21 protein-coding genes are annotated in these 23,721 nt (G+C 61.7%); 20 read left to right on the forward strand and 1 reads right to left on the reverse strand.

Translation table 11 applies throughout. From position 1 onward, the window contains the following. Positions 1-32: 32 nt before the first annotated feature. The 7 genes from AC1ECK_RS03905 to AC1ECK_RS03935 all read left to right on the forward strand — a co-directional run bounded on the left by AC1ECK_RS03905 (position 33) and on the right by AC1ECK_RS03935 (position 9,178). Positions 33-1,556 (forward strand): CoA-acylating methylmalonate-semialdehyde dehydrogenase, encoded by a 1,524-nt coding sequence (locus tag AC1ECK_RS03905; protein WP_480316062.1) that lies wholly within the window; start codon positions 33-35, stop codon positions 1,554-1,556. A gap of 828 nt (positions 1,557-2,384) precedes the next feature. Then, on the forward strand, positions 2,385-4,112 hold the full coding sequence (locus AC1ECK_RS03910; protein WP_480316064.1) for a GMC family oxidoreductase: 1,728 nt from the start codon (positions 2,385-2,387) through the stop codon (positions 4,110-4,112). A gap of 242 nt (positions 4,113-4,354) precedes the next feature. Continuing rightward, positions 4,355-5,134 (forward strand): ABC transporter ATP-binding protein, encoded by a 780-nt coding sequence (locus tag AC1ECK_RS03915; protein WP_480316066.1) that lies wholly within the window; start codon positions 4,355-4,357, stop codon positions 5,132-5,134. After that, a complete protein-coding gene (locus AC1ECK_RS03920; protein ID WP_480316068.1) occupies positions 5,131-5,889 on the forward strand; it encodes an ABC transporter ATP-binding protein in 759 nt (252 codons plus the stop codon). The genes AC1ECK_RS03915 and AC1ECK_RS03920 overlap by 4 nt, the downstream gene beginning before the upstream one ends. Before the next feature lie 62 nt (positions 5,890-5,951). Then, the gene (locus tag AC1ECK_RS03925; protein ID WP_480316070.1) at positions 5,952-7,166 is read left to right on the forward strand and encodes an ABC transporter substrate-binding protein; all 1,215 of its coding nucleotides are present in this window, start codon (positions 5,952-5,954) and stop codon (positions 7,164-7,166) included. Between the two features lie 156 nt (positions 7,167-7,322). Then, a complete protein-coding gene (locus AC1ECK_RS03930; RefSeq protein WP_480316072.1) occupies positions 7,323-8,207 on the forward strand; it encodes a branched-chain amino acid ABC transporter permease in 885 nt (294 codons plus the stop codon). Continuing rightward, positions 8,207-9,178 carry a branched-chain amino acid ABC transporter permease gene (locus AC1ECK_RS03935; RefSeq protein WP_480316467.1) on the forward strand — a complete coding sequence of 324 codons (972 nt, stop codon included), beginning with the start codon at positions 8,207-8,209 and terminating at the stop codon, positions 9,176-9,178. Before AC1ECK_RS03930 ends, AC1ECK_RS03935 begins: the two co-directional genes overlap by 1 nt. 472 nt (positions 9,179-9,650) lie before the next feature. Here AC1ECK_RS03935 and AC1ECK_RS03940 read toward each other — a convergent pair whose 3' ends face one another. Continuing rightward, positions 9,651-9,851, reverse strand: a complete 201-nt coding sequence (locus AC1ECK_RS03940) for a hypothetical protein (RefSeq protein WP_480316074.1) — start codon at positions 9,849-9,851, stop codon at positions 9,651-9,653. Between the two features lie 248 nt (positions 9,852-10,099). Between AC1ECK_RS03940 and AC1ECK_RS03945 the strand changes: the two genes are divergently transcribed. The 13 genes from AC1ECK_RS03945 to AC1ECK_RS04005 all read left to right on the forward strand — a co-directional run bounded on the left by AC1ECK_RS03945 (position 10,100) and on the right by AC1ECK_RS04005 (position 23,719). Beyond that, the gene (locus tag AC1ECK_RS03945) at positions 10,100-11,260 is read left to right on the forward strand and encodes an ABC transporter substrate-binding protein (RefSeq protein WP_480316076.1); all 1,161 of its coding nucleotides are present in this window, start codon (positions 10,100-10,102) and stop codon (positions 11,258-11,260) included. A gap of 286 nt (positions 11,261-11,546) precedes the next feature. Further along, complete coding sequence (locus AC1ECK_RS03950) at positions 11,547-12,602, forward strand: branched-chain amino acid ABC transporter permease (protein WP_480316078.1); 1,056 nt, start codon at positions 11,547-11,549, stop codon at positions 12,600-12,602. A 4-nt stretch (positions 12,603-12,606) separates the two neighbouring features. Beyond that, positions 12,607-14,391: a branched-chain amino acid ABC transporter ATP-binding protein/permease gene (locus AC1ECK_RS03955; protein WP_480316081.1), complete on the forward strand. Its 1,785-nt coding sequence runs from the start codon at positions 12,607-12,609 to the stop codon at positions 14,389-14,391. Positions 14,392-14,402: 11 nt separating this feature from the next. Further along, positions 14,403-15,155: an ABC transporter ATP-binding protein gene (locus AC1ECK_RS03960; protein ID WP_480316470.1), complete on the forward strand. Its 753-nt coding sequence runs from the start codon at positions 14,403-14,405 to the stop codon at positions 15,153-15,155. A 174-nt stretch (positions 15,156-15,329) separates the two neighbouring features. Next, positions 15,330-17,291 (forward strand): tRNA uridine-5-carboxymethylaminomethyl(34) synthesis enzyme MnmG, encoded by a 1,962-nt coding sequence (gene mnmG, locus AC1ECK_RS03965; RefSeq protein WP_480316083.1) that lies wholly within the window; start codon positions 15,330-15,332, stop codon positions 17,289-17,291. Then, on the forward strand, positions 17,288-17,983 hold the full coding sequence (gene rsmG / locus AC1ECK_RS03970; RefSeq protein ID WP_480316085.1) for a 16S rRNA (guanine(527)-N(7))-methyltransferase RsmG: 696 nt from the start codon (positions 17,288-17,290) through the stop codon (positions 17,981-17,983). Before mnmG ends, rsmG begins: the two co-directional genes overlap by 4 nt. A gap of 66 nt (positions 17,984-18,049) precedes the next feature. Continuing rightward, the gene (locus AC1ECK_RS03975; RefSeq protein WP_480316087.1) at positions 18,050-18,820 is read left to right on the forward strand and encodes a ParA family protein; all 771 of its coding nucleotides are present in this window, start codon (positions 18,050-18,052) and stop codon (positions 18,818-18,820) included. Between the two features lie 54 nt (positions 18,821-18,874). Further along, positions 18,875-19,762, forward strand: a complete 888-nt coding sequence (locus AC1ECK_RS03980) for a ParB/RepB/Spo0J family partition protein (protein ID WP_480316089.1) — start codon at positions 18,875-18,877, stop codon at positions 19,760-19,762. Beyond that, entirely contained in the window at positions 19,749-20,927 is a 1,179-nt protein-coding gene (locus tag AC1ECK_RS03985) for an SLC13 family permease (protein ID WP_480316091.1), read from the forward strand. The genes AC1ECK_RS03980 and AC1ECK_RS03985 overlap by 14 nt, the downstream gene beginning before the upstream one ends. 280 nt (positions 20,928-21,207) lie before the next feature. Then, positions 21,208-21,750, forward strand: coding sequence for an ATP synthase subunit I (locus AC1ECK_RS03990; protein WP_480316093.1), 543 nt, complete (start codon positions 21,208-21,210; stop codon positions 21,748-21,750). A 154-nt stretch (positions 21,751-21,904) separates the two neighbouring features. Beyond that, positions 21,905-22,756, forward strand: coding sequence for a F0F1 ATP synthase subunit A (atpB, locus tag AC1ECK_RS03995; protein WP_480316095.1), 852 nt, complete (start codon positions 21,905-21,907; stop codon positions 22,754-22,756). Positions 22,757-22,840: 84 nt separating this feature from the next. After that, positions 22,841-23,110, forward strand: a complete 270-nt coding sequence (gene atpE, locus AC1ECK_RS04000; protein ID WP_007180033.1) for a F0F1 ATP synthase subunit C — start codon at positions 22,841-22,843, stop codon at positions 23,108-23,110. Positions 23,111-23,248: 138 nt separating this feature from the next. Then, positions 23,249-23,719 (forward strand): F0F1 ATP synthase subunit B, encoded by a 471-nt coding sequence (locus AC1ECK_RS04005; RefSeq protein WP_480316097.1) that lies wholly within the window; start codon positions 23,249-23,251, stop codon positions 23,717-23,719. The last annotated feature ends 2 nt before the right edge of the window (positions 23,720-23,721 follow it).

Raw genomic sequence — 23,721 nt, forward strand, 5'->3', positions numbered from 1 at the left:
GCGAGCTATTTCATCGGACGAGGCAAACCAACATGAGCGAGACACATCGGAGCGAGACGCGCGCCCGCGCGCTGACGCATTTCATCAACGGCCATGCGATCGACGGTACCAGCGACCGTTACGGCGACGTGTTCAACCCGGCGCTCGGCTCGGTGAGCGCGCGTGTGCCGCTGGCGAGCGTGACGGAGGTCGACGTGGCGGTGGCGGCTGCCAAAGCGGCGTTTCCGGCATGGAGCGAAACGGCGCCGATCAAGCGCGCTCGCGTGCTGTTCAAGTTCAAGGAATTGCTGGACCGTCACCACGACGAGCTGGCTGAGCTGATCACGCGCGAACACGGCAAGGTGTTCTCGGACGCGAAGGGCGAAGTGATGCGCGGCATCGAGGTGGTCGAATTTGCCTGCGGCATTCCGAATCTGTTGAAGACGGATTTCACGGACCAGATTGGCGGCGGCATCGACAACTGGAACCTGCGCCAGCCGCTGGGCGTGGTGGCGGGCATCACGCCGTTCAACTTTCCGATGATGGTGCCATGCTGGATGTTCCCGGTGGCGATCGCCTGCGGCAATACGTTCGTGCTGAAACCCTCGGAGCGCGATCCATCGGCATCGATTCGTCTTGCTGAACTGCTGAAGGAAGCGGGTTTGCCGGACGGCGTGTTCAACGTCGTGCACGGCGACAAGGTGGCGGTGGACGCGTTGCTGGCGCATCCGGAGGTGAGTGCGTTGTCGTTTGTCGGCTCGACGCCGATTGCGGAATACATCTATACGGAAGGGACGAAGCGCGGCAAGCGGGTGCAGGCGCTGGGAGGGGCGAAGAACCATCTGGTGGTGATGCCCGATGCGGATCTGGACCAGGCGGTGGATGCGCTGATCGGCGCGGCATATGGTTCGGCGGGCGAGCGCTGCATGGCGATTTCGGTGGCTGTCGCGGTGGGGCATGTTGCCGACGAACTGGTTGAACGGCTGACACCGCGGGTGAAGACGCTGAAGATTCGCAATGGGATGGAGCCGGACGCGGAGATGGGGCCACTCGTGACTGGTGCGCATCGCGCGAAGGTCGAGGGGTATATCGATGCGGGTATTGCAGAGGGTGCGAAGCTGGTTGTGGATGGCCGTGGGCATCAGGTGGATGGGCATGAGCAAGGGTTTTTCCTTGGCGGCACGCTGTTCGATGATGTGCAGACCGATATGAAGGTTTATAGAGAAGAGATCTTCGGGCCGGTTCTCTGTGTGGTCCGGGTGCCGGATTTTGCATCGGCTGTTGAGCTTATTAATGCCAATGAGTTTGCTAATGGGGTGGCGTGTTTCACCTCCGATGGCGGTGTTGCCAGGGCGTTTTCACGGCAGATTCAGATTGGGATGGTTGGCATTAATGTGCCTATTCCTGTGCCGATGGCATGGCATTCTTTTGGTGGGTGGAAGCGGTCTCTCTTTGGGGATCATCATGCCTATGGGGAGGAAGGTGTCAGGTTCTACACCCGGTATAAGAGCATCATGCAGCGGTGGCCCGATAGTATTGCCAAGGGGGCTGAGTTTACGATGCCTGTGGCTAAGTAAGGTTTTGGGGGTTTTTTGCCTGCGCGGCGCTTTTGGTGGTTGTTCTTGTGGTGTTGGCCTTTCCTTGCTGTGTTATTGGTTTATTAGTGTTGCCCCTGTGCGGGGCGGCACCTACTTTTCTTTGCCGCCGCAAAGAAAAGTAGGCAAAAGAAAGCGGGCTGACAACCGCCAGCTCGTAGGTGTCCGCCACTCAGGTCACCGCGGAATGGTCCGCACGAGGACCTGCCCTTGCGCCGCTCCCGTTAGTGACACAGGGCTCATTCATCCCGCCAGCGCACTGCGTGCGCGGCGGATGGGTCTGCTAGTGGTGGGATGCCAGGTCTGGCTGGTGGTGCTGGGGCGACCAAGTACTTGGAAGGTCTGACTGGTGGTGCCAGGGCGGTAAGGTATTTGGATACCTAAGTATGAATGTGATGAAACGAGCGTATCGAGACAGAGTTATGCCCCTCGGCGGGGCGCGAAGCGCAACGCTGGAACGGATGACGGCCTTGTCACTAACGCGTGCGGTGCGAGGGCAGGTCCTCGTGCGGACCACTTCGTGTTGGTTTGAGTGGTGGACACCTAAGAGCTAGCGGTTGTCAGCCCGCTTTCTTTTGCCTACTTTTCTTTGCGGCGGCAAAGAAAAGTAGGTGCCGCCCCGCACAGGGGCAACACTAATAAACCAATAACACAGCAAGGAAAGGCCAACGCCTTAAGAACAACAACCAAAGCGCCGCGCAGGCAAAAAGAAGCATCACTAAGCTGTACATACCGCTTGAACCCCGGCGGAAGCCAACACAACCCGCTATGCCGAATGCCACGAACGGTGGCTCGACAAGGAGACAAAGGGTGAGCACGAACAGCAGGACAAGCACAGGCCCGCGCAGCGCGGCAACAAGAACGCTTGAGGGCGAATTCGACTACATCGTGGTGGGCGCCGGTACCGCTGGCTGCGTACTGGCAAACCGCCTGAGCGAAGACCCAGAAACCTCAGTACTTCTACTGGAAGCCGGCGGCAAGGACGACTACCACTGGATCCACATCCCGGTAGGGTACTTATACTGCATCGGCAACCCCCGCACAGACTGGCTCTACAAAACCCGGGAAGAACCCGGCTTGAACGGCCGCTCCCTCTCATACCCCCGCGGCAGAGTCCTGGGCGGCAGCTCATCCATCAACGGCATGATCTACATGCGCGGCCAGCGCGAAGACTACGACGAATGGGCTCGCCTCACCAACGACCCAACATGGTCCTGGAACAACGTCCTCCCCATCTTCAAACGCAGCGAAGACTACTACGGCGGCGCTAACGAATCCCACGGCGCGGGCGGTCCCTGGCGCGTCGAAAAGCAACGCCTCAAATGGAAAATCCTCGAGACCTTCTCGCAAGCCGCCCAACAAACCGGTATCCCCGCCACCGATGACTTCAATCGCGGCGACAACACCGGTGTCGGCTATTTCGACGTCAACCAGAAACGCGGCATCCGTTGGAACGCCTCAAAAGCCTTTCTGCGCCCCGCGCGCAATCGCCCCAATCTGACCATCATCACCGGCGCACTCACGCAGCGCGTCGTGTTCGAGGGGCGGCGCTGCAGCGGCGTCGAATATCGCGGCGGTGACACCGATTATTTCGCCAAGGCCCGTTGTGAAGTGATCCTCAGCTCAGGTGCGGTCAACTCGCCGCAATTGCTCGAGCTCTCCGGTATCGGCAACGGCACGCGGCTGCAAAACCTCGGTATCGACGTCGTTCAGGACCTGAGTGGCGTAGGTGAGAATCTCCAGGATCATCTGCAGTTGCGCATGGCTTACAAGGTCCAGGGCGTGCGCACCCTCAATACCGCCTCCGCGCATTGGTGGGGCAAGCTCATGATCGGGCTGCAGTACGCGCTGTTTCAAAGCGGACCCATGTCGATGGCGCCGTCGCAGCTCGGCGCCTTCGCGAAATCGGATCCCGAGGATCCGTCGCTGACGCGGCCCGATCTCGAGTATCACGTGCAGCCGCTGTCGCTCGACCGCTTCGGCGAACCGCTGCATCGCTTCAATGCGTTCACCGCCTCGGTGTGTCACCTACGTCCCACTTCGCGTGGCAGCATTCATATCACCTCGCCCGAACCCAACGCGCCGCCGCTGATCGCGCCCAATTATCTGTCCACCGATTACGACCGGCATGTTGCCGCCAATGCGCTGCGTCTCACCCGGCGGATCGCTGCCGCGCCGGCACTGGCCCCGTATCGGCCGCAAGAAATTCTCCCCGGCGTCGAGTTTCAAAGCGAAGCAGAGCTGCAGCAGGCCGCCGGTAAAGTGGGCACGACCATCTTTCATCCGGTCGGCACCTGCCGCATGGGTGCCGCCGACGATCCCGCGGCCGTCGTCGATCAGCGCCTGCGTGTAATCGGGGTCGAAGGTTTGCGCGTGGTCGATGCGTCGGTCATGCCTACCATTACCTCCGGCAACACCAATTCGCCGACGCTGATGATCGCCGAGCGCGCAAGCGAGATGATTCGCGAGGATCGTCGCGCACGGCTTGCTGCACAAGCGTCGCCGAATCCTTCGGCAGCTTCGATGTCCGTTGCGTGACAGACAGGTCCGGAGCGCGCTGCGGCTTACCGGCGCGTTCCAGATACTAAGTGCAAATCCCAATGAATGCGCTGCATCATTGGCGCGACAATGGCGCCATGCCGCGTGGCGCGCCATGGATTACCGTCCGCATTGGTGCACCACGCCAACGATCGACACGGGGGTGTCGTCGCCATCACACGTCGCGCAGCCTCTGGCGCGGAAGATCGTAGTGCTTCGCCTCACTTCGCATGGAAGGGAACATGATTCTCGGCGATACGATTCTGGAAACGCGCGGGCTAACGAGGGAGTTCAAGGGCTTTGTCGCCGTCAACGGCGTCAATCTGCGCGTACGCCGTGGCTCGATTCATGCGTTGATCGGCCCGAACGGCGCCGGTAAAACCACCTGTTTCAATCTGCTGACCAAATTCCTCGTGCCCACCTCGGGGCAGATCGTCTACAACGGCATCGACATCACCGGCGAACGGCCCGCGCAAATCGCCCGCCGCGGCATCATCCGCTCGTTTCAGATTTCCGCCGTATTTCCGCACCTGACAGCATTGCAGAACGTGCGCATCGGTTTGCAGCGCGCCTTGGGCACCGCATTTCACTTCTGGAAGAGCGAGCGTTCGCTGCATCAACTCGATGATCGCGCCATGGATCTGTTGACCCAGGTCGGTTTGACCGATTTCGCCGACGTGCTGACGGTCGAACTGTCCTATGGCCGCAAACGCGCCCTCGAAATCGCCACCACGCTCGCCATGGAACCGGAACTGATGCTGCTCGACGAGCCGACCCAGGGCATGGGGCATGAAGACGTCGATCGCGTCACCGCGCTGATCAAGAAGGTCTCGAGCGGCCGCACCATCCTGATGGTCGAACACAACATGAATGTGATTGCCGGCATCTCCGATACGATTACCGTTCTGCAGCGCGGCGAGGTGCTCGCCGAGGGCACCTACGCCGAAGTCTCGAAGAGTCCGCTCGTGATGCAGGCCTATATGGGGAGTGCCGATGCCGCGCTCGCCGGAGCGCATGCATGAATACGATTGCGGAGCGCGAGAACGTGGAAGTGAGCGGGGTCGCCAACGCGGAACCGGCGCTCGAGATTGCGGGCCTGCAGGCCTGGTACGGCGAATCCCACATATTGCATGGGGTCGACCTGACCGTGAACCGCGGCGAGGTCGTCACGCTGCTGGGCCGCAACGGTGCTGGGCGCACCACCACGCTGCGCGCGATCATGGGGCTCACGGGCCGGCGCACCGGCTCGATCCGCGTCGGCGGGCGCGAGACGATCGACCTGCCGACCCATCGCATCGCGCATTGCGGCATTGGCTACTGCCCGGAAGAGCGCGGCATCTTTTCGAGCCTCTCGTGTGAAGAAAACCTGCTGCTGCCGCCGCCGGTCGGCGACACCGCACACATGATGTCGCTCGACGAAATCTACGCGATGTTCCCGAACCTGCAAGAACGCCGCATGAGCCAGGGCACACGGCTCTCGGGAGGGGAGCAGCAGATGCTCGCGGTCGCGCGCATCCTGCGCACCGGCGCGAACCTGTTGCTGCTCGACGAAATCTCCGAGGGCCTTGCACCGGTCATCGTGCAGGCGCTCGCGCGCATGATTGTGACGCTCAAGGCGCGCGGCTACACGATCGTGATGGTCGAACAGAATTTCCGTTTTGCCGCGCCGCTCGCCGATCGCTTCTATGTGATGGAGCATGGCGGCATCGTCGAGCACTTCGGCGCCGGCGAACTCGAAAGCAAGATGCCGGCACTGCACGATCTGCTGGGCGTCTAGGCTATAGCGACAGGCGCCCGATTGCCTCTGATAACCACAAGCAAGAAAACCAGGAGACAGCAATGAAAATGAAAACCCTCGCGCGACTTTCGGCATTCTGCTTTGCAGCCGCGGCCGGCGCCGCGCTGACGATGAGTAGCGCGCGAGCCGCCGACGACGCAGTCAAGATCGGCTTCATCACGGATATGTCGGGCCTGTACGCCGATATCGACGGCCAGGGCGGCCTCGAAGCGATCCGCATGGCGGTGGCCGACTTCGGCGGCAAGGTCAACGGCAAGCCGATCGAGGTCGTGTACGCCGATCACCAGAACAAGGCCGATATCGCCGCCTCGCGGGCGCGCGAGTGGTTCGACCGCGATGGTCTCGATCTGCTGATCGGCGGCACCAACTCGGCCACGGGTCTGTCGATGAACCAGGTGGCGGGCGAAAAGCACAAGGTCTACATCAGCATCGGTGCGGGTGCGGACACGCTGACCAACGAGCAGTGCACGCCGTACACGATCCACTATGCGTACGACACGACCGCGCTCGCCAAGGGCACCGGCTCGGCGGTGACGAAGCAGGGCGGCAAGACGTGGTACTTCCTGACGGCCGACTACGCATTCGGCAAGGCGCTGGAGAAGGCGACCTCGGACGTGGTGAAGGCCAGTGGCGGCCAGGTGCTCGGTGAAGTGCGGCATCCGTTGTCGGCGTCGGACTTCTCGTCATTCCTGTTGCAGGCGCAAGCGTCGAAGGCGCAGGTGCTGGGCCTGGCCAACGCCGGTGGCGACACGATCAACTCGATCAAGGCGGCCAAGGAATTCGGCATCACCAAGACGATGAAGCTCGCGGCGCTGCTGATCTTCATCGACGATATCCACAGCCTCGGTCTGGAGACCACGCAAGGTCTCGTGCTGACGGACTCCTGGTACTGGAACAAGGACGCCACCACGCGCAAGTGGGCCGAGCGCTACTTCGACAAGATGAAGAAGATGCCGTCGAGCCTGCAGGCCGCCGACTACTCGGCGACCATGACGTATCTGAAGGCGGTGCAGACGGTCGGCTCGACCGATGCGGACAAGATCATGGCGCAACTGAAGAAGACGAAGATCGACGACTTCTACGCCAAGGGCTACATCCGCGAGGACGGCAGCATGATTCACGACATGTATCTGATGCAGGTGAAGACACCGGCCGAATCGAAAGAGCCGTGGGACTACTACAAGATCACAGCGACCATTCCGGGCGAGCAGGCGTTCACGACCAAGGCGGAAACGCGCTGCGCGTTGTGGAAATAACGCGGGGCTGAAGCGGTCTGCCCGCCGTCCCAGGGCGGCGCGGCAGGCGTAACCGTTCTTCATGCTGCGCGCGGGCTGTGTTCGGGGAGCCGCGCGTAGCCGCATCGCGCGCGTCTCGATCTCACCTTGACGAAGGGTTAAGGGCTAAGGGGTTCAATGGAAATCTTTGGCATTCCGCTCTCGGCGACGCTGAGCCAGTTGCTGCTCGGGCTCGTGAACGGCTCGTTCTACGCGATCCTGAGCCTCGGCCTCGCGATCATCTTCGGCCTGCTCAACGTGATCAACTTCGCGCACGGCGCGTTGTTCATGCTTGGCGCGATGCTCACGTGGATGGGGCTGTCGTATTTCAACCTGCCGTACTGGGCGATGCTGGTGCTCGCACCGCTGGTGGTGGGTGCGTTCGGCATCCTGATCGAACGCTCGATGTTGCGCTGGCTGTACAAGCTCGACCACCTGTACGGCCTGCTGCTGACCTTCGGGCTGACGCTGGTGGTGGAAGGGGTCTTCCGCTCCATCTACGGCTCGTCCGGCCAACCTTACGACGTGCCTGAGGCGCTCTCCGGCGCGACCAATCTCGGCTTCATGTTCCTGCCGAATTACCGCGCATGGGTGGTGGTGGCCTCGCTGGTGGTCTGCTTCGCCACCTGGTTTGTGATCGAGAAGACGCGTCTGGGCGCCTATCTGCGCGCCGGCACCGAGAACCCGAAACTGGTGGAGGCGTTCGGTGTCAACGTACCGTTGATGATCACGCTGACCTACGGTTTCGGCGTGGCGCTCGCGGCTTTTGCCGGCGTGCTCGCGGCGCCGGTGATCCAGGTGTCGCCGCTGATGGGGCAGCCGATGATCATCACCGTGTTCGCGGTGGTGGTGATCGGCGGGATGGGTTCGATCATGGGCTCGATCCTCACGGGCCTGCTGCTCGGCGTGATCGAAGGGTTCACGCGGGTGTTCTACCCCGAGGCCTCGGCGACCGTCGTCTTCGTCATCATGGCGCTGGTGTTGCTGGTGCGTCCGGCGGGTCTTTTCGGCAAGGAAAAATGATGCAAAGAAAAGCGCTCTACGGCCTGCTGTTGCTTGGTCTCGTCGCGGTGCCGTTCATCGGCATCTATCCGTTGTTCGTGATGAAGGTGCTGTGCTTCGCGCTGTTTGCCGCGGCCTTCAACCTGCTGATCGGCTACACCGGGCTGCTGTCGTTCGGACACGCCATGTTTCTGGGCATGGCCGGCTACACCACCGGCTATGCGATCCAGACGCTTGGCTATTCCCCCGAACTCGGCGTGCTTGCCGGCACGGCGGCGGCGGCCCTGCTCGGGCTGATCGTCGGCCTGTTCGCGATCCGACGTCAGGGCATTTACTTCGCCATGGTGACGCTCGCGCTCGCGCAGATGATCTACTTCGTGTTCCTGCAGGCGCCGTTCACGCAGGGCGAAGACGGACTGCAGGGCGTGCCGCGCGGCAAGCTGTTCGGCTTGCTGAGCCTGTCGTCGGATGTGGTGCTCTACTACGTGGTGCTGGTGGTGATGGTGCTGATGTTCCTGCTGATCGTGCGCATCGTGCACTCGCCGTTCGGCCAGGTGCTGGTCGCCATCAAGGAGAACGAGCCGCGGGCGGTCTCGCTCGGCTACGACACCGATCGCTTCAAGCTGCTTGCGTTTGTGTTGTCGGCAGGCATTGCCGGACTCGCGGGGGCGCTGAAGGTGCTGGTGCTCGGCTTCGAGACGCTGAGCGACGCATACTGGACCATGTCCGGTCTCGTGATCCTGATGACACTGGTGGGCGGCATGGGCACGCTGTTCGGACCGTTGCTCGGGGCGGCGCTGATCGTGTCGCTCGAAGACCGCCTGGGTGACATCGGCGGCGCCCTCGCAGCGGTGACCGGGGTGCAGTGGTTCAATTCGCTGGGCGAATCGGCCACCATCGTGACAGGTCTGATCTTTATTGCCTGCGTGCTGGCGTTCCGGCGCGGCATAGTCGGCGAGATCGTGGCGCGGGTCCGGCCGCTACGGGCTTAAGGCCCGGATGGCCGAAATGCTTCGGCCTCCGATATAAATTTCAATAAATAGGGCCGTGTGGCTGGCGCACCAAGGCTGCCTGTGGGTGCCTTAAAATGTGCCCCAATTCAGTGCTGCGATGCACCACTAGGGTAAATGCTAGTTGTCCGGATGGGAGCGGTTGTTTAATCTTCGTGCAGTTCTGATGAACACCGAATTTGCAGGTGGAGAACGAGGAGACATGAGGCACTAAGTGCCCAGACGAAAGCGCTGTTGGATATTGATCCAACAGCGCTTTTTATTTGTCTTTTCATAAAGTCGGCAATGCTGTTTTGCGGATTTTCGCCGGCTTCTTTCTGCGCATTTTTCCGTGGTTTTTTCATGCGCTTTCTTTCTTGACACGGCCCTCGTTTTTTAGCGCCGCTGATCCTCTGCCTTCCCCGCCAGTGCTTGCAAAACGCTTGCCGCAGGCCTCTTGCGTCCGCTACACTCGTTATTCACCGACCATTGAGTCGGGATATGAATGGGCAGATTCAATTTCAAGCGAATCACGGGGCAGCATGAGGAGCAGGATGAATTTGGTATGGCGGGCGTTGAATGCGGCATTGATAGCGGCCGACATGCCGGCTTCATATGGCATCTGCAAGATGAGCGCGAACGACCCATCTGGTTGTGGGCAGAGGGCGCGCACCATGGCGCGGAAGCTCGACGGCGGGTTCGAGCTCGTCGGCTGCTGAGCGAAGGCGAATTAGCGAATCTGAACCAGACACAAGGCGCGTGCAGTTGACGCGCCTTTTTTGTTGCACGCGAGACGGTGGGTTCGCGGCGTGCGATGGCTGCAGGGAAAACCATGCTAGGCACATCGGAACCCGATCAATAGATTCAGACACTCGGCCCACGAGCCGGATAACAGATGGCGCATCAAGCGTTTGGAGACAGGCAATGAAAAAGACAAAGCAGTGGGCACGCACGGCCATCGCGCTGGCGTTGGTATGCGGTACGAGTGCGGCGCTGGCACAAGTGAAGATCGGGGTGACGCTCTCGACGACGGGGCCGGCAGCCTCACTCGGGATTCCTGAGAAGAACACCATCGCCTTGCTGCCGCAGGAGATTGGCGGCAAGAGCGTGCAATACATCGTGCTCGACGATGCGTCCGACACCAGCAAGGCCGTGCAGAACACGCACAAGCTGATCGACGAGGATCATGTCGACGCGATTATCGGCTCGACGGTCACGCCGAATTCGCTGGCGATGCTCGACGTGGTCTCGCAGGGCAAGACGCCGATGATCTCGCTCGCGGCCTCGGCGGCGATCATCGCGCCGATGGATGCGAAGCGCGAATGGGCCTTCAAGACGCCGCAAAACGACAGCCTGATGGCTGACGCGATCGCCGGCTATATGGAGAAGCGCGGCGTCAAGACGGTCGGTTTCATCGGCTTTTCGGATGCGTATGGCGAGAGCTGGTACAACGTGTTCAACGCCGCCGCGGCCGCGCATCATCTGAAGCTCGTCGCCAATGAGCGCTACAACCGCACCGATGCATCCGTCACCGGCCAGGTGCTGAAGACGATGTCCGCGAATCCGGACGCCGTGTTGATCGGCGGTTCCGGCACGCCGGCGGCACTGCCCGCCAAGACGCTGAAAGAGCGTGGTTACAAGGGCGCGATCTATCAGACACACGGCGTAGCCAACAACGACTTCCTGCGCGTGTGCGGCAAGGACTGCGAAGGCGAACTGCTGCCGGCCGGCCCGATTCTCGTGGCCGACCAGTTGCCGGATTCGAACCCGGTGAAGCAGTCGTCCGAGGCCTATAAGAACGCCTATGAGAAGGCGTATGGCGCGGGCTCGGTGGCGACCTTCGGCGGCCACGCCTGGGACGCCGGCCAGATGCTGCAGCGGGCGATTCCCGAAGCGCTGAAGAAGGGGCAGCCGGGCACCGAGGCGTTCCGCGTGGCGTTGCGTGACGCGCTTGCCAACGTCAAGGAGCTGCCGCTCTCGCACGGCATCATGAACACCACGGCCGCCGACCACAATGGCCTCGATAATCGCGCTCGCGTGATCGTCGAGGTTGTCGACGGCAAGTGGAAGCTGCAGACCGAGTAACGCGCTTCATCGCGCGAGGCGCATAGCTCTTGCGCACAGCGTGCGGTGGATGACGCCGCACCGCCATTCTGTTCGATGACAATGACTTGAACCGCCTTACCGCGCCGCGCTCACACGCGGCGTGGCGCTCGGGTCGTGCTGTTGTGCTGCGGTCGAGTTGCGCCGCTTTTCGGCGGGCAGTCTGTCTTGCCGTCATCCCCGCCATGACAGTGTTCTCTAGTGTTGACCAGAGTTAGCGCTTTAGCGCGTCATAGCGGTCGATTTCGACGTTTCAGAACGAGGAAGTATGGATCTATCTATTGCGGCGATCCTCGCGCAGGACGGCATCACCACCGGGGCGATTTACGCGCTGCTCGCGCTCGCCTTGGTGCTGGTGTTTTCCGTGACGCGGGTCATCTTCATCCCACAGGGCGAGTTCGTCTCGTACGGTGCGCTGACGCTCGCCGCACTGCAGTCGCAGAAATTTCCGGCCACCTGCTGGTTGCTGGTGGCAATGGGCGCGGCGTGTTTCGTGATCGAGACCGCGGGGCTCGTGCGGCATCCGCCGCGGCGCGCTAATACGGCCCGAACGCTGGTGACGCTGGCGGCGAAATATCTGCTGTTCCCGATCGCTGTATACGCGCTCACGCACGGCCTGTTCGCGCAACCGTTGCCGATGCTCGCGCAGATTGCGCTGACACTGCTGATCGTGATTCCGATGGGACCGTTCGTCTACCGGCTGGCCTTCGAGCCGATCGCCGAAAGTACGACACTGTTGCTGCTGATCGTGGCGGTGGCGGTGCACTTTGCGATGGTCGGCTTGGGCCTCGTGATGTTCGGCGCGGAAGGCTCGCGCACCAACGCGTTCTCGGACGCCACCTTCAATCTGGGCAGCCTGTCTATCTCCGGTCAGAGCATTTGGGTGGTCGGCACGGCGGTGGTGCTGATCGCGGTGCTCTATCTGTATTTCGACCGCTCGATCTCGGGCAAGGCGTTGCGCGCGACCTCGGTCAACCGGGTCGGCGCGCGGCTGGTCGGCATCGGCACGACCCAGGCCGGCAGGCTCGCGTTCACGCTCGCAGCAGGGCTCGGGGCGCTGTGCGGCATCCTCGTCGCACCCCTGACCACCATCTACTACGACTCGGGCTTCCTGATCGGTCTGAAGGGCTTCGTGGGGGCGATTATCGGCGGGCTGGTCAGCTATCCGCTCGCGGCCGCCGGTTCGGTTCTGGTGGGGCTGCTGGAGTCGTATTCGTCGTTCTGGGCGAGTGCCTATAAGGAAGTCATTGTGTTCACGCTGATCATTCCGGTGCTGCTGTGGCGCAGTCTCGCCAGCCCGCACGCGGAAGAAGACGAGGAGTGACACGATGAAACGCATCTTGCAAAACAAGTTCTTCTGGTTGTTCCTCGTGGTGATGTTCGCGCTGCCGGTGCTGCCGCAGCCGCTTCATGTGCCCGAGTATTGGGTCACGCTGCTCAATTACATCGGCCTGTATGCGATCGTGGCGATTGGTCTCGTGCTGCTGACGGGCATCGGCGGCATGACGAGCTTCGGGCAGGCGGCGTTTGTCGGCGTCGGCGCCTATGCGACCGCATTTCTGACGACGCAGTACGGCGTCTCGCCGTGGCTCGCACTGATCGTCGGCGTGGTGCTGACGGCACTGATTGCGTTGATGCTCGGCGCAGTGACGATGCGGCTCTCAGGACATTTCTTGCCGCTTGGCACAATAGCGTGGGGGCTGGCGCTGTTCTACCTGTTCGGCAATCTCGACATCCTCGGCAAATACGACGGTATCAACGGCATTCCAGTGCTCAACGTGTTCGGCATCAATCTGGAGTCCGGACGCCATATCTACTACCTGATCTGGGTGGTGGTGCTCGGTGCGGTGGTTTCCGTTCAGAACCTGCTTAATAGCCGGCCGGGACGGGCGATTCGCGCGCTGCGCGGCGGCGGCGCGATGGCAGAAGCAATGGGCGTCAATACGGCGTGGATGCGCGTGGTGATCTTTGTCTACGCCGCCGTGCTGGCGTCGATCTCCGGTTTCCTCTACGCGCATTTGCAGCGCGCCGTGAATCCGACGCCGTTTGGTTTGAACCACGGCATCGAGTTTCTGTTCATGGCGGTGGTGGGTGGCGTCGCGCACGTCTGGGGCGCGGTGCTAGGTGCCGCGATCCTCACCATCCTGCAGGATTATCTGCAGACGCTACTGCCCAAGCTGCTGGGGGAGAGCGGCAATTTCGAAGTGATCGTGTTCGGTGTGCTAATGGTGGTGTTGCTGCAGTACGCGCGGCAAGGCGTGTGGCCGTTCGTGGCGCGCCTCTTTCCGCGCGGGCCGCAGGCTCACGTGCCGGAGCAGGCGGAGCCGTTGCCGCAGCGCAGCAAGCCGGCGGCCGGTGAAACGCTTTTGACCGTCGACAAGGCGCGCAAGCAGTTCGGCGGCCTGGTGGCGGTGAACGACGTCAGCTTCGAGATGAAGGCGGGGCAGATTATTGGCCTGATTGGGCCGAACGGAGCGGGTAAGTCGACGACCTTCAACCTCGTGACGGGCGTGCTGCGCGCAACCAGCGGCGAGATCACGTTCCGTGGCGAACGGATCGACGCGCTTACCTCCCGTCAGATCGTTAAGCGCGGCATTGGCCGCACGTTCCAGCACGTCAAGTTGCTGCCCAGTATGAGCGTGCTGGAGAACGTGGCGATCGGCGCGCATTTGCGTGGTCATGCGGGCGTGTGGCGCAGTGTCGCCAGGCTGAACGGCGCGGAAGAAGGACGCCTGATGGCGGAAGCGGCCCGGCAGATTCGCCGCGTGGGGCTCGAGGCGCATATGTACGACGAAGCGGGGAGCCTCGCTTTGGGGCAGCAGCGGATTCTCGAAATTGCTCGTGCCCTGTGCTGCGATCCGACGTTGCTGTTACTCGACGAGCCGGCGGCCGGTCTTCGCTATCAGGAAAAGCAGCAGCTCGCCGTCTTGCTGCGCAAGCTCAAGGAAGAGGGGATGAGTGTGCTGCTAGTCGAACACGATATGGATTTCGTGATGAACCTGACGGATCGGCTGGTGGTGATGGAGTTTGGAACGCGGATCGCAGAAGGCTTGCCGGAGGAGGTGCAGAAAGATCCGGCGGTTCTCGAAGCGTACCTGGGCGGGGTGGACTGATGAGAACGATGATGAATTCCGCTGTGCCGATCCTGGACGTCGAAGGCTTATCGGTCCGCTACGGCAAGATCGAGGCGCTGCATGGCGCCAGTATCAAGGTGAGGCCGGGACAGATTGTCTCGGTGATCGGTCCGAACGGAGCGGGCAAGTCGACGCTGCTGAACGCGATCATGGGCGCGCTGCCGGTGACTGGTCACGCAAAAGGCGCGATCGTGTATCACAACGAGGATGTCAGCGCGGTGCCGGTCGAAAAGCGGGTGGCGCGTGGCATGTGCCTGGTCCCGGAGAAGCGCGAGCTATTCGCGACGATGAGCGTCGAAGACAACCTGGTGCTCGGGGCGTATCGGCGCAAGCGGGCGGGCGAGCGCAATTATCTCGATCAGCTCGAACCGGTCTTTATGCTGTTTCCGCGCTTGAAGGAGCGTCGCAAGCAGGCGGCTGGAACGCTTTCCGGCGGCGAGCGCCAGATGCTGGCGGTCGGCAGGGCGCTGATGGGCAAGCCGGAATTACTGATGCTCGACGAGCCGAGCCTTGGGCTCGCGCCGCTGATCGTGAAGGAGATTTTTCACATCATTAGCGCGCTGCGGCAGACCGGAGTGGCGACGCTGTTGATCGAGCAGAACGCGCGCGCCGCGTTGCAGATTTCGGATTACGGCTACGTGCTGGAGACTGGCGAGTTGGCGCTCGAGGGCCCGGCGGCGGATTTGGCGCAGAATCCGCGCGTGATCGAGACATATCTCGGCTTGACGAAGAAGGTAGCGTAAAGCCTTCTGCTTCAACGGTTTGCGGTAGATCGGGCGGTGTGTTTCACGTGAAACACACCGCTTTTTTTATATCTGTCCCATTCGGACGAAATTCGGGCCAAAAGCGAACCCGCTATAATTCGCCCATACATTTTCCTTAGAAGGTTCACGCGGTGTCCTGGCGTGAGATCCGCGATGCTTTATCCCACAGAATTTGACGTAATCGTCGTTGGTGGCGGCCATGCCGGCACCGAAGCCGCTTTGGCTTCCGCTCGCATGGGCAACAAGACGCTCCTGCTGACGCACAACATCGAAACCCTCGGCCAGATGAGCTGCAATCCGTCGATTGGCGGTATTGGCAAGGGCCATCTGGTGAAGGAAGTCGACGCGCTCGGCGGTGCGATGGCCGCAGCCACTGACGAAGGCGGTATCCAGTTCCGCATCCTGAATTCCTCTAAAGGTCCTGCCGTGCGTGCAACTCGCGCGCAGGCCGATCGCTTGCTGTATAAGCAGGCGATTCGGCATCGGCTTGAGAATCAACCGAACCTCTGGTTGTTCCAGCAGGCGGTGGACGATCTGATGGTGGAAGGGGACCGGGTTGTGGGCGCGGTGACGCAGGTTGGAATTCGCTTCCGGTCGCGCGCTGTCGTGCTGACGGCGGGCACCTTCCTGGACGGCAAGATTCACGTGGGTCTGAACAACTACACCGGCGGCCGTGCGGGCGATCCGGCGGCGGTGTCGTTGTCGGCGCGTCTCAAGGAATTGAAGCTGCCGCAAGGCCGGTTGAAGACGGGGACGCCGCCGCGGATCGATGGCCGCACGATCGATTTTTCGAAGCTCGAGGAACAGCCGGGCGATCTGGATCCGGTTCCAGTATTTTCGTTCCTGGGGCGCGTCGAGCAGCATCCGCGTCAGGTGCCGTGCTGGGTCACGCATACCAACGAGCGTACCCACGACATCATCCGCGGCGGGCTTGACCGGTCGCCGATGTACACGGGCGTTATCGAAGGGGTGGGGCCGCGTTATTGTCCGTCGATTGAGGACAAGATTCACCGCTTCGCGTCGAAGGAATCGCACCAGATCTTCCTGGAACCGGAAGGGCTGACGACCAACGAGTTTTACCCCAACGGGATCTCCACCAGCCTGCCGTTCGACGTGCAACTGGAACTGGTTCGCTCGATGGTCGGCCTCGAGCACGCGCATATCCTGCGTCCGGGCTATGCGATCGAGTATGACTACTTCGATCCGCGCGGCTTGAAGGCCTCGCTGGAAACCAAGGTGATCAACGGGTTGTTCTTCGCCGGCCAGATCAACGGCACGACCGGATACGAAGAGGCCGCGGCGCAAGGCCTGTTGGCTGGGATCAACGCGGGCTTGCATGTACAGGGCCGGGATGCCTGGTGCCCGCGCCGCGATCAGGCGTACCTCGGGGTGCTGGTCGACGATCTGGTGACGCGCGGCGTGTCGGAGCCGTACCGGATGTTCACGAGCCGCGCCGAATATCGCCTGAGCCTGCGGGAAGACAACGCGGATATGCGTCTGACCGAGATTGGCCGTGAACTTGGCGTGGTCGACGACGTCCGCTGGGACGCGTTCAGCCGTAAGCGCGATGCTGTTTCACGTGAAACAGAGCGCCTGCGCACGACGTGGGTGAATCCCAAGTCGCTGTCCGCGGAAGAAGCGACAGCCTTGCTCGGCAAGCCGATCGACCACGAGTACAGCCTCGCCGATCTGCTGCGCCGTCCGGGGGTGACGTACGACGGCGTATGTGGCTTGCGTGAAGGCGTCTGTGCGCCGGCGGAAGCCTTGGCCGACGACGACGTTCTGCTGGCGCAGATCAAGGAACAGATCGAGATCGGCATCAAGTATCAGGGTTACATCGAGCGTCAGGCTGGGGAAATCGAGCGCAACGAGTCGCATGAGAACACCCGTTTGCCGGAAGGGCTGGACTACGCTGAAGTGCGCGGCCTTTCCTTCGAAGCGCGCCAGAAGCTGACCCAATTCCGCCCGGAAACCATTGGTCAGGCCTCGCGCATCTCCGGCATTACGCCGGCGGCGATCTCGTTGTTGATGGTTCACCTGAAGCGCGGTCTCGGGCGCCGCTCGACCCAATCCGCCGGCACCACCGATAGCGACACCACGCCGGTGACGCAATGACGGCTCGGCAGAAGGGGTTCGGCGGCGCGGACAGCAGGGAAGCGCTGGGCGCGTTGCTCACCGAGGGTGTTCAGGAACTGGGCCTCGGCCTGAGCGACGCGCAGATCGGCAAGCTGCTCGACTACGTCGCGTTGCTCGCGAAGTGGAATGCGGTGTACAACCTCACGGCCATCCGCGACCCGCGCCAAATGCTGATTCAGCACATTCTGGATTCGCTTTCGATCGTGCCGCATCTCGCCGGCCTGGGTCCGTCGTCCGCGCTCGACGTCGGCTCCGGCGGTGGCCTGCCGGGCATCGTGATGGCGATCGTCTTGCCTGACTGGACGGTCACGCTCAACGACATCGTTCATAAAAAGACCGCATTCCAGGCACAGGCAAAAGCGGAACTCGGCCTGACCAATCTCTCGGTGGTGACCGGCCGCGTCGAAACGCTGAAACCTGGCGTAGAAGTGCCGGCAAAGTTTGATGTAATCGTCTCACGTGCATTCGCAGAGCTCGCGGATTTCGTTACACTGGCCCGTCATCTGGTTGCGGAGCAGGGCGCGATCTGGGCCATGAAGGGTGTGCGCCCGGACGGCGAGATCGAACGGCTGCCGCAGGGCTCGCACGCGAAACAGATCATCCGGCTCAAGGTGCCGGCGCTCGATGCCGAACGCCACCTGGTCGAGGTGGTGCTGGACGCCGACAGTTGACGTCCCGGCGAAGCGAAAGCAAGAGCACTCCAATTCATCAAGGCAGCAAAAAGGGACACACCAACGATGGCAAAAATCTTCTGCGTTGCGAACCAGAAGGGTGGCGTCGGCAAGACGACGACAACGGTCAATCTCGCCGCGAGCCTCGCATCGCAGGGACAACGTGTCCTGCTCATCGACCTGGACCCTCAGGGCAATGCCACGATGGGCAGCGGTATCGACAAGGCCGCCTGCGCGAATACCGTCTACGAAGTGCTGGTGGATGGCGTGGCCGTGACCGATGCACGCGTGCGGCCCGAAGCGGTTTCGTATGATGTGTTGCCGGCCAATCGCGAGCTGGCGGGCGCCGAAGTCGAACTGGTCAATGTGCCGAATCGCGAGCGTCAGTTGAAGGACGCGCTCGCGCTGGTGATCGGCGAATACGACTTTGTGCTGATCGATTGTCCGCCAGCCTTGTCGTTGCTGACGCTCAATGGCCTGTGCGCCGCGCACGGCGTGGTGATCCCGATGCAGTGCGAGTACTTCGCGCTGGAGGGGTTGTCGGACCTCGTCAACACGATCAAGCAGGTGCACGCGAACCTGAATCGCGATCTGAAGGTGATTGGCCTGCTACGTGTGATGTTCGACCCGCGCATCACGCTGCAACAACAGGTTTCGGATCAATTGAAAGAGCATTTTGGCGACAAGGTGTTCGACGTCGTCATTCCGCGCAACGTCCGTCTTGCCGAAGCGCCGAGCTACGGGCTGCCGGGCGTGGTATTCGACCGGGCCTCGCGCGGCGCGCAGGCCTATGTGCAATTCGGCGCGGAAATGATTGAACGGGTGCGCGCGATCTGACGCGCGAGCATGGATAACTTGGGACCGCCCGGCGTTTTCCTGAAAGGAAGCACGATGAATGCAGTAGCAAGAAAGAAGGGATTGGGCCGCGGGCTGGAAGCTTTGCTCGGCGGCAGCGCGGACATCACCGAGGCCGTGAAGATCGACGGCGCGCCGCACGTGTTGCCGCTCGGCAAACTGCAGGCCGGCAAGTATCAGCCGCGCACGCGCATGGACGAAGGCGCGTTGCAGGAGCTGGCGGCCAGCATCCGCGCGCAGGGGCTGATGCAGCCGATCCTCGTGCGCCCGGTCTCGGCAGAGAAGTACGAAATCATTGCCGGCGAGCGGCGTTTCCGCGCGGCGCGCCTGGCCGGTCTGGACGAAGTACCGGTGCTGGTGCGGGATGTGCCCGACCAGGCCGCGGCCGCGATGGCGCTGATCGAGAACATTCAGCGCGAGGACCTGAATCCGCTGGAAGAGGCACAGGGTATCCAGCGCCTGCTCGACGAATTCAGCTTTACGCATGAGCAGGCGGCGGAGTCGGTGGGGCGCTCGCGCAGTGCGGTGTCGAATCTGCTGCGTCTTTTGAATCTGGCCACGCCCGTGCAGACGATGCTGCTGGCCGGCGATCTCGACATGGGTCATGCCCGCGCCTTGCTGGCGGTGGACGCCGCCACGCAGATCACGCTCGCCAACCAGGTGGTCAACAAGCGCATGTCGGTGCGTGAAACCGAAAAGCTCGTGACCACGACCACCAAGGCAGCGCCGGCGGTCAAAGCGAAGGCGAACAATGACGGCGGCCGCGATACGCGCCGCCTCGAAGAAGAGTTGTCGGATCTGCTGGCCGCCACGGTCAAAATCAAGCTCGGCCGCCGCGGACGCGGCCAGGTGCTGGTGGACTTCGGCGACCTCGACGCGCTCGAAGGCATCCTCGCCCGCCTGCGCGGCAATGCTACCGCCTGACCGATCGATTGCCGTGACGGTTGTCGAGCGCCGGTCCGAAACCACCCCACGTCATCCGCTGCATAAGCTGATTGTCCTCGCGACGAAGGAGCCGGTCCTCTCCGTGCTCGTCGTCGCGCTGATCGCGCTGCAGTGCCTGCACCCGCGCCCGTGGCGCTCGTTACCGGATCTCGTCGACTGGCAGACCGTCCTGACACTTGCAGGACTCCTGATCTTGACCAAGGCCATCGAATTATCAGGATTCCTGATGTGGATGGCGCATCGCGTAATCCATTCCATCCACTCGGAACGGGGTCTCGCCTTTTTGCTGATCGGGCTGGCGGCAGGGCTCTCGACGCTGCTGACCAACGACGTCGCGTTGTTCGTGGTCGTTCCGCTCACGTTGTCGCTGCACGAACTCGCGCCGTTCCCGCTCAAGCGCCTTGTGATCTTCATTGCGTTGTCGGTGAACGCGGGCTCGGTCCTGACGCCGCTCGGCAATCCGCAAAATCTCTTTCTCTGGCAAACCGGCGGGGTCTCATTTGGCCGCTTCGTCTGGGGCCTGGCTCCGCTGTGCGTCGCCTTGATGGCGATGCTTTACCTGCTGGCGGCGTTCAGTTTCCGCGCGAAGCCGCTCGATCTCTCGAAAGACGCGGGCGCCCACGACGTTGACCGGCGACTGGTCGGCGTTGCCGCGCTGCTGTTCGTCGCCTTCGTGCTGCTGGCGGATTCGCACCATGCGGGCATCGGACTCGCGGGCGTGATGGGCGGTTTCCTGCTGTGGCGGCGCGAGATCGTACTGAAGATCGACTGGCTGCTGCTGCTGATCTTCGTGTTCATGTTCATCGTGTTGCGCAGCGCCGCGGCGCTGCCGTGGGTGCATCAGACGGTCGGCCAACTGGGCCTGGCGACTCCGCTGCGTGCTTTTGCCGCAGGGGCCGTTCTGTCACAAGGCATCAGCAATGTTCCCGCGGCGATCATGCTCGCCGAGTTCACCAAAGACTGGCGTGCGCTGGCATTCGGTGTCAGCGTCGGCGGCTTCGGTATCGCGATCGGCTCGCTGGCGAATCTGATCGCCGTGCGGCTGTCGAAGCAGCGCGGCATGTGGTGGCCGTTTCACCTGTACGCCGTGCCGTTCTGGCTGGCCGGCGGGGCAGTGGGCGGCTGGCTCCTGTTGCATATTTGATACGGACGCCAGAGCGTCCTTCGTGCTAGTTATCCCTCGTTAATCTGGCCGATTCATCACGCATTTTTCTCCGCCGCCCGGCCGCCTTACAGTTGACGTCGTTTGACCTTCGAAACGGGTTTTCCCGCATCATGAGGTGCCTTTTCACACGGGTTATTGAACGGCCTAAAGTCTTGAATTGCCTGCAACTATCGCTTACAATCGCCCGGATTTAATTGCACGGCAACCCCGTAAGCGTCGCGTAAGCGGACGGGCGGCATCAGACTTTCGGAACACTGCGATGGCGGTCAAAACGTCGAATCAAGCGCCGCAAAATGGGCGCGACGAACACCGCGCAGAACGCAAGTTTTCCGCTGCGTCCGGCCACCAAGTCACGCATGACGAAGCGTGGGATGTCGAGCAACAAGATAACAATATCGTTCCGCTCACGCGGGCTGAGGCAGAAAAGCTGTTTGGCCCGAATGTGAGTCGTCCATCGCGTGTCACGCCTTTCAAGGTGGTGGCGGCGCAAATGGTTTTGTCCCTGGGTGCTACGCTGGTGTGGTGGCTGTTCTACAAGCCGCCGGGCGCTGCTGCGCTGTCCGCGTTCCTGGGGGGAGCGATCTGCTGGGTGCCGGGCGCGATGTTCGCGGCACGCCTAAGAACACTGAGCGGCGCCGAAACGGTGATGAGCTGGGTACTCGGCGAAGCGCTCAAGATGGGGACAACGATCGCGATGTTTGTAGCCATCGCTTTCTGGTATCACGACGTACGCTGGGTTCCGCTGCTCGTGACCTACCTCATAGCATTGAAGACGTACTGGATCGCGCTCGCCTGGCGGTGAGCGGTGAAGTAACGCAAAAAATACTGGCTGGCGCACGGCGCCGGCAAAACGGCGCGCGGGTAAGACATGACCTGCGCCGGCATGTTCCCGCAATACACTGTTGCGGCGGGAGCGGCCCGGAACGATTTTCGACAATTTGGGTGGCATTAACGATATGGCAGCTAGCGAAGGAACGCGCGCGATGGATCCGTCCGAGTACATCGCGCACCACTTGCAGAACCTCTCCACCGCGCACCAGACGTCGATTTTCGATATCCACGTCTGGAATCTCGACACCCTGTTCTGGTCGATCGCTTGCGGCCTGCTCACCATCTTCATCCTGCATCTCGCTGCCCGTAAGGCGACCCCCGGCGTGCCGGGCCGCTTCCAGTGCGCGATCGAAATGCTGGTCGAGATGGTCGAAGACCAATCGAAGGCCATGATTCACGGCAGCCGCACGTTCATTGCGCCGCTCGCTCTGTTCGTGTTCGTCTGGGTCGCCCTGATGAACTCGCTCGACTTTATCCCCGTCGACCTGCCGGGCCGCGTGATCGGCTGGCTGGGTCTCTCTCAAGTCATTCCGCACCACCGCATCGTTCCGACGGCCGACCTCAACGGCACGATCGGCATCGCGCTCGGCGTGTTCGTGCTGATGATTTACTACAACTTCAAGATCAAGGGCGCCGGCGGCTTCGTGCACGAACTGCTGTCCGCTCCGTTCGGCGCGCATCCCCTGCTGTGGATCCCGAACCTGGCACTGAACATCATCGAGTTCGTCGCAAAGACGGTTTCCCTGGGCATGCGGCTGTTCGGCAACATGTACGCGGGCGAACTGCTGTTCCTGCTGATTGCCCTCTTGGGCAGCATCTGGAGCTTCGGCGCGGACACGACGGTGCTTGGCTTCATCGGCCACGTGATCGCCGGCAGCGTGTGGGCCATCTTCCACATTCTGATCGTGCTGCTGCAGGCGTTCATTTTCATGATGCTGACGCTGGTATACCTCGGCCAGGCACACGACAAGCATTAATTTGCGCTGTCGAACCACGAATCGCTTTAGCTTTTTGGTTTTTTAAATCCTAGTTTTCAAAAGACTTTTCACAAAGGAGTGATCATGCAAGCTTTCATCGCCAACATCCAGGGTCTGACCGCCATCGGTATCGGCATCATCATCGGCCTGGGTGCTATCGGCGCCTGTATCGGTATCGGCCTGATGGGCGGCAAGTACATTGAAGCATGCGCTCGCCAGCCGGAACTGATGAACCCGCTGCAAACCAAGATGTTCCTGCTGGCTGGTCTGATCGATGCGGCGTTCCTGATTGGCGTTGGTGTGGCAATGCTGTTTGCGTTCGCGAACCCGCTGCTGTCGAAGCTGGCAGGCTGAGGTTCCTCGGAAGTTTGCGCCTGAGCTATAACTGGTAAAGGTGCAGGGCGGAACGGGCACTCGGGCGCTGATCGAATACAGAATCGATGAGCGCCTTGCCGTTTCACTTTCCGAACTAGCAACGTTTAAGGAAACACCGTGAATCTCAACGCAACCCTGTTTGCGCAAATGGTCGTGTTCCTGATCCTCGCGTGGTTCACGATGAAGTTCGTGTGGCCGCCGTTGGTCAACGCCCTCGACGAGCGCGCGAAGAAGATCGCCGAAGGTCTGTCTGCCGCTGAAAAGGGCAAGGCGGAGCTGGAAGCCGCGCACAAGCGCGTCGACCAGGAACTGGCACAGGCACGCAACGACGGCCAGCAACGCATTGCTGACGCCGAAAAGCGCGCAGTGACCCTCGCTGACGAAATCAAGGCCCAGGCCCAGGCTGAAGCCGCCCGCATCATCGCGCAAGCGAAGGCCGATGCCGAGCAACAAGTCGTCAAGGCGCGCGAAGCGCTGCGCGGCGAAGTCGCTACGCTCGCCGTCAAGGGCGCTGAACAGATCCTGAAGCGCGAAGTCGACCAGGCAGCTCACGCTGACCTGCTGAATCAACTGAAAGCCGAGCTCTGATC

It is taken from the genome of Paraburkholderia sp. SSBN10T (assembly GCF_056619545.1).